Source organism: Methylosinus sp., from assembly GCF_036560965.1.
GTDB lineage: Bacteria > Pseudomonadota > Alphaproteobacteria > Rhizobiales > Beijerinckiaceae > Methylosinus.
This window is the reverse complement of sequence record NZ_DATBQF010000042.1, coordinates 1-6,607: the sequence shown is the minus strand read 5'-3', so window position 1 is coordinate 6,607 and position 6,607 is coordinate 1. Positions and strand designations below refer to the sequence as shown.

Annotated in this window: 6 protein-coding genes; 5 read left to right on the top strand and 1 reads right to left on the bottom strand. The window is 68.1% G+C overall.

Annotated elements, in window-relative coordinates; translation table 11 throughout:
* Positions 1–35: 35 nt before the first annotated feature.
* Genes VIF40_RS11900 through VIF40_RS11890 form a run of 3 tightly spaced genes read left to right on the top strand, consistent with a single transcriptional unit; the run spans position 36 to position 3,697 of the window.
* Entirely contained in the window at positions 36–1,637 is a 1,602-nt protein-coding gene (locus VIF40_RS11900; protein WP_331937725.1) for a Mu transposase C-terminal domain-containing protein, read from the top strand.
* Positions 1,634–2,512, top strand: coding sequence for a TniB family NTP-binding protein (locus tag VIF40_RS11895; RefSeq protein WP_331937724.1), 879 nt, complete (start codon positions 1,634–1,636; stop codon positions 2,510–2,512). Before VIF40_RS11900 ends, VIF40_RS11895 begins: the two co-directional genes overlap by 4 nt.
* 27 nt (positions 2,513–2,539) lie before the next feature.
* Entirely contained in the window at positions 2,540–3,697 is a 1,158-nt protein-coding gene (locus tag VIF40_RS11890) for a TniQ family protein (RefSeq protein WP_331937723.1), read from the top strand.
* Here VIF40_RS11890 and VIF40_RS11885 read toward each other — a convergent pair.
* Positions 3,633–4,559, bottom strand: a complete 927-nt coding sequence (locus VIF40_RS11885) for a recombinase family protein (protein WP_331937722.1) — start codon at positions 4,557–4,559, stop codon at positions 3,633–3,635. The two genes, VIF40_RS11890 and VIF40_RS11885, sit on opposite strands and share 65 nt — an antisense overlap.
* A gap of 607 nt (positions 4,560–5,166) precedes the next feature.
* On the opposite strand from VIF40_RS11885, the gene VIF40_RS11880 reads away from it, so the two are divergent.
* Positions 5,167–6,222 carry a DUF1403 family protein gene (locus tag VIF40_RS11880; RefSeq protein ID WP_331937721.1) on the top strand — a complete coding sequence of 352 codons (1,056 nt, stop codon included), beginning with the start codon at positions 5,167–5,169 and terminating at the stop codon, positions 6,220–6,222.
* A partial coding sequence (gene scpB / locus VIF40_RS11875; RefSeq protein ID WP_331937720.1) for an SMC-Scp complex subunit ScpB occupies positions 6,219–6,607 on the top strand: 389 nt, incomplete at its 3' end. The genes VIF40_RS11880 and scpB, both read left to right, overlap by 4 nt.

Here is a 6,607-nt window from a genome sequence, read left to right as displayed (position 1 = left end):
TATGGTGAGACTACCTGAAAACCAAGATCCGTTTGATGACCGCCGAACGCGACGAAGTCAGCGAGCAGGAGTGGCGAGGCGTGCTTGCGCGCGCGGACGTTCTCCGTCGTTTATCCCCGCGACCGACCGCGGCGGAAATCTCCGACGCAACGAAGGAGCTCGAGGTCAGCCGGGCGACGCTGTTTCGCTGGCTGAAGCGATATCGAGGCGAGGAGCGGGCGGCGTCGCTGCTCAATCGAAAGCCAGGACGGCGCGCGGGCGTCGACGCCTTTGGGCCGGATCTCAAGGCGATCGTCGATGACAATATCACGAACTTTTACGCCACGCCGGAGAAGCCGACGCTGACGCGGCTTTGGAAGCGGATCTCGGCCGACTGCCGCGCAAGCGGGAAGGCGCCGCCGTCGATCCGGCGGCTCAAGGCTTATCTCGCGACGCTCGACGCCGAAGCCATTGTAAGGCAGCGAGAGGGAAAGTCGCGCGCGGAGGCGCGGTTTTTGGGTCTTCCAGGAAGCTTCGCCGCCGAACGGGCGATGCAGATCGTGCAGATCGACCACACGAAGGTCGACGTGACCGTCGTCGATCCGGTCGAACGCCTGCCGATCGGCCGGCCGATACTGACCATCGGCGTCGACGTGTTCACGCGCATGGTCGTGGGGTTCTATCTGTCGTTTGAGGCGCCGTCCGTGACCTCGGTGGCGCTGTGTCTGACGCATGCGGTGATGGACAAGACGGCGTGGCTGGCCGAGCGCGGCATCACGGCGGAATGGCCGACCAGCGGCTTGCCCGAACGCATCCATGTCGACAATGGCGCGGAATTCCACGCGCGGGCTTTCAAGCGCGGCTGCGCGGATCACGGCGTCACGCTCGCCTATCGGCCGCCGGGAACGCCCCGCTTCGGCGGCCATATCGAGCGGCTGATCGGAACGATGATGGGCAGCGTTCACTTGCTGCCCGGCACGCATTTTTCCAGCGTGGCCGACAAGGGCGACTATGATCCAGAGGCGCGCGCGGTGATGACGATGCGCGAGCTCGAAACCTATCTCGCTTTGGAGATCGTCGGCCCCTATCACGGCGGCGTGCATCGCGGCCTGGGCCGCCCTCCGATCGCGGCTTGGCATGAGGCGAATCCGGCGCGCCAGGAGCGGCGCCCGCGCGATCCTCTCGGTTTGCTTCTCGATTTCCTGCCTTTCGAGACCCGCGTGCTGCGCCGGACCGGCATCCATCTGCACAACATCTGTTACTGGTCGGATGGATTTGCTCCGTGGATCGGGCGCAGCGATGACAAGCTGGTCGTCAAATACGATCCGCGCGACCTGCGCCGGGTGTTCGTGCGGCTGGGCGAAGGATATGTCGCGGCGCCGACGCGCAATCTGTTGCGCCCCGCCATAACGCTGTGGGAGCAACGGGCGGCGCTACGCGCTCTGCGGGCGCGGGGTCGGCGGGAAGTCGACGAAGAATTGATCTTTCAGGCCATCGCCGCGCAGCGCGCCCTGGTCGACAACGCCGTGCGCGACACGACCGAGATGCGCAAGCTGCGCGCGCGCCGCGCCCATCTTTTGGAGCGGCCGGCGCTTCCGGCGCCGATCGACGAACAACCGATCGCGTTGCCGTATTTTCCGGTCGAGGAGTGGGAATGACCGACTATCCGCACCTCGACCCTGCGCTGCGGAGCCTCGCCGACCTGTCGCAGCGCGAGCGCATCGAGCGGATACGGGCAGATCGGTGGGTCGACTATCCGCGGGCGCGCGAAGCGCTCGCGCGTCTCGACGAGCTTTTTCTGTTCCCCAAGCGCGCGCGGATGCCGAACTTGTTGATTTTCGGCCCTTCCGGCATGGGCAAGACGATGATCGTCGAAAAATTCGCGCGGGCGCATCCGCCGGTTTTCGACGCGGCGAGCGGCGTCCATCGCAAGCCGGTCATCGTCCTGCAGATGATCCCGTCGCCAGACGAAGGCCGCTTCTATCACCGCTTGCTGGCTGTGATTGGCGCGCTGCCGCCGACGCGCGCCACGCTTGGTCAACTGGAGACACAGGCCCTATTCCTGCTTGGGGAAATCAAGCCGCGGATGCTGGTGATCGACGAGGTGCAGAATCTGATGGCCGGCAGCAATCGGGAGCAGCGGCGCATGCTCAATCTTCTGCGGTTCCTCGGCAACGAGCTGCGCATTCCGCTCGTCTGCCTCGGCTCGCACGAGGCGCGCGACGCCATTCGCGGCGACGCCCATCTGAACAGTCGCTTCGATCCTTTCGGCTTGCCGCCGTGGCGCTACGACGCCGATTTCCATGGCCTGATGGGCAGCTTGCTGCGCACATTGCCGTTGCGGGCGCCGACCGAGCTCGGAGAGAGTGCGCTGAAGCGGATCGTCGAGGTCACGGGCGGCGTCACGTCGGCGATCTTTCGGCTGACTGCCGATCTCGCCGTCGAGGCGATCGCCAGCGGCGCTGAACGGATCACGCCCGCCGACATTTTCGAGCGCCGTGTCGCCTCGCCGACGCCGGAGCTGGCGTCCTGAGCCGTGGCGGCGGAGACCGGCGCTCCCTTGCCTGTCCTCGCGAAGGCCGAGGTCGACGAGCGCCTGTCCTCCTGGCTGACGCGGACGGCGGCGATCTATCTCGTCTCTCCTGACGCGCTCGTCGCGCACATCGGTCTGCGCACGAAGCGCATCCGCGATCTGGATCTCGATCCGCCCGCCGACGATATCGCCCGCCTCGTCGTTGCGACGGGCGTCTCCGCGGCGCGACTGTCGCAGATGACCTTTCGTGACGCGCCGACTTCATTGCGAGGCCTCATCGACATCGAGAGCCGAGCGGTTTGTCCCACTTGCGTCGGCGAGGCGAGGCCGCGCGTGGCGCCGCGGCTTCGGGAATGGACCTATCCCTTCACGTTCTGGTGCGCAAAGCACGGCGGACGCCTGAAGAGCGCCGACATCGACGGCGTCCGGGTTCTCTGCGACGAGGCGTCGGCGCGCCGCGGCGCGCGATATTGGCGCGCCCTGGCGATGGGCGCCGACGAGACGGCGCCGACGACGGCGGCCGTGATGAATCTGCTGCTCGCCCCTTGTCGATCGCCTTCGCCCGCCGCGCCCTGGGAACTCGCGGGCGCGTCGCCCTGCATGCGCGCCGAGCAGCAAAAAGAGCCTATTCGAGCCTATCCGCGCTTGGCGTTGAGCTGCGTCGCGCCGGAATACGACAGCGCCGTCGCGATCTACGACCGTCGCTTGCCGCAAGAGTTTTATGGGCTGACGACGGCGCGGGCTGTGGAGCGGCGCGCGGTCGCGATCGGGCTTGGCCGGACGATCGCTTTCCCCGTCGAAGCTGCGCTGTGCATTCTGCAGCGTTGCGACGATTTCGGACGGCGCCGGATCGAAGAGGAACTCGCCGCTTGGCCAACGCATCTGCGGGCCGCCATCGATCGCGCGCGGCGCTGCGTCCGGAGCGGGGTCGCCCCCACGCCCTGGCGGCGGACCGCGGCCGATCGCGCGCCGAGGCTGACGCCGAGGTCCGGATCTGACGGTCAATTAGACGATTTCGCCCGTTGCCTCGTCGCCGAGCACGAAGCGAGCTTGCGGCATCTTCCGGTCGAGGAGCGGCTCGATCGCTTGCAGGCGCTGGCGCAGGCGGAGCTCGAAAGCCTCAGGCCTCGAGTCGATCCGGGACGACGAGGCCCAGCCGGCGCGCGCGATCGAGCAGATGTTTGACCGAGGAGGCCGCCCATTGATGGCCGCCGCGCGGCGTGCGCTCGCGCATGCGCTCGAGCTGGGCCGCAATCTCGCGCAGCGTCAGCTCCGGATCGGCGATGGCGATGCCGGCGACGAGCGTCATCAGACGATCTTCCGGCGGCCGGCGCGGCGCGCGCTCGATCAGTTCGGGCGACGCCAGGCGCTCGCGCACGAGGCGGCGCACCGAGCGGCGCAGCCGCTCGACCGTCCAGCTCTGGCCCTTGTGCTCGAGCACGCGGACCACGTCGCCCCAGCAGTGCTGCGGCCGCATGCGCTGCACGATCGGCAGAAAGCTCGGAGCGGCGTTGATGAGGTCGCCGAGATAGACGCGGTCGCGCGCCGCGGCGACGGCTCTGATCGCCTCGCCGCGTCGTTCGCGCAGCCCGGGATTGCCGGGCAACCTCCCGCGCGCCTTGGCCGCCTTGATGCCGGCCTTCGTGCGCTCGGCGATCAGCGCGCGCTCGAGCTGGGCGACGGCGCCCAGCACCTGCAGGGAAAACATGCCCTGCGGCGTCGAGGTGTCGATCGGATCGCGCAAGGACTTGAAATGCGCGCCGCGCTCTTCGAGCGTCTCGATGACCTGCAGCAGATGGCTGACCGAGCGCGCGAGCCGGTCGAGGCGCACGACGACGAGCACGTCGCCGCGCTTGATCTCGCGCATGAGCTTGGCGAGCACGGGCCGGGCGCGCGAAGCGCCGGAGCCATGCTCCTCATGGACGATCCCGCAGCCGGCGGCGCGCAGTTCGTCGAGCTGGGCGTCGGTCGCCTGCTCGTCGGTCGAGACGCGGGCGTAGCCGATGAGGCGGCGGGCGGGTCGGAATGGGGAAGGGGCGGTCGGCATGGGTCGAATCGGGGGCGGTTTCAGGCCTCTTGTACACTGTCGACGGCTACCAGCAACTGACCAGTTGCAGACGTGTTTTATCGGCTGGTTTTAAAGCCCGTAGAGAGCAAAATCCTGACCTGCCGCCACCTTTGCCTCCTTAGCCCAACGCGCCGCTCTCAGGCCTTCTGTGGGCAAAATTGCGCCATCCCGGCGGTCCCACCGAGGGCGGGTGCGGCATGGAGGAGCGGCTGGTTTGGGTCGAGTGCGGATTCCGCGGGAGTCGGAATTTATGAGACGACCTGACCGGTGAAACGTTGCGCGAGATCGAAACGATTAAACTCGGTCAAATCAATGCACTACGCGTTCCATTGAGTCGGAATTCGTGAGACTCAGTCTCATCGATCGCGTTTTGTTCACGTTGGTAAGCCCTTGAGTCTCAACGATTCCGGTCAGCTGACATGGCGGGCTGTCCGGCCTATGAACGCGAGCGACACGGCCAGTCTCGCAGGCGTTTCGGATTATGTCCGATAAGCGCCGATTATCGGACATGTTTAACACAAGACAAGCGCGGCGGATTTTCCGTCAATAATGATGACAAAGCGCCGCTATGGGCTAGCATGGCGCCATGCTCCGAATCGCCGACATCGCGCCCGTCGACCGCGACGACAGCTCCTTGTCGGCGAGGCCCGGACGGCGGCGCGCCAAGCCAGCGCAGCCAAACAGCGCCCCAAACGCCGTGGAAATCCACCCCTTTCCGGGCTGGGCGCGCCTTGCCGACACCGACGCCGGCAGCGCCGACGCGGCCTTCCACGCCGGCGCCGGTCTCGCGCTCCTCGACCGGATCTTGCGCTCGGGCGCGGACGGCGCGGAGCCCGATTTCGCCGGCTGCCTGCGCCAGCGCCTCGCGCTCAAGGCCGCCGAGTCATGCTCGGCGCTGTCCCGGCTGCGCGAGGATGCCGCCGCCCTGCGTGACGCCGAACATCTATCGGGCGGCGCGGCGCCCAGCCCCGCCGGGCGGCTGCATCGATTGTTTCGACTCTTCGCGGCGCAGCCGGCGCGCCTCGACGCGGCGACGCTGGCGCGCGCCATCGCGCTTCTCGGCTTATCCGAGATCGACGCCGGCGCCCTGGGGCAAGTCCTGGCCGGCTGCGCGGCGGAGGCGCCCGACCCGCTCGCCGCGGCGGCCCGCGCCAGCGCCGTCGCGATGAGACTTTGCGGCGCAGAGGCCGCGATCGATGCGGAGATCTTCGCTCTGTGGGTCGCCGATCTCGCTCTGGCGAGCCGTCTTGGCTGGGCGCGGCCAGTCCCCTTGCTCGCCGCCGCGATTCTGCATCGGTCGCTCAAGCGCGGGGCACGGGCCAAGCGGCCGCGGCCGACGGACGACGATTGGCGAGACGCGGTCGCTTTCGTCTATGGCCTCGCCGTCGCCGAGGCCCATGCGCGCGGCGCCGATCTGGCGCGGCGGGCGCAAAGGCTCGCGACCGTCGCGCCCGTCCTGCGCACGAAGGGCGCGCGCCGCGTCGTCGGCATGCTGCTCGATGACGACGGCGTCACGCCCGCCGCCGCGGCCTGCGCCGGCCTCTCGGATCGCGCCGCGCGGCGGCTGTTCGACCGCCTCGTCGCGCTCGGCGCCGTGCGTGAACTCACCGGGCGCAAGGCCTTCAGGATCTACGGCCTGTGAGCCGCCGCGCCGCCAGATCCTTCGCCGGTTTGGACCGTGAGCTTTCGGAACTGCCCGAGGGGATGCGCTGGCGCGAATGGATGATGCGCGTCGAGGCGGCGATTTTCGCCTCAGCGAAACCGCTTCCGCGCGAGACGCTCGCCCGGCTCGTCGGCGACGCCTGCCGGCTCGACGAGCTTCTCGCCGACATCAACGAAGAGCTCAAGGGGCGCCCTTACGAAATCCTCTTCGTCGCCGGCGGCTATCAGTTTCGCACGCGGCCCCGCTGCGCCGAGACGCTGCGCTCGCTTCAAGAGACGAAAGACGCTGGCCCGCCCGCCTTCACCAGGCTCGAAATGCTGGCGCTCTCCGCCATCGCCTATCAGCAGCCGGTCACCCGCGCCGC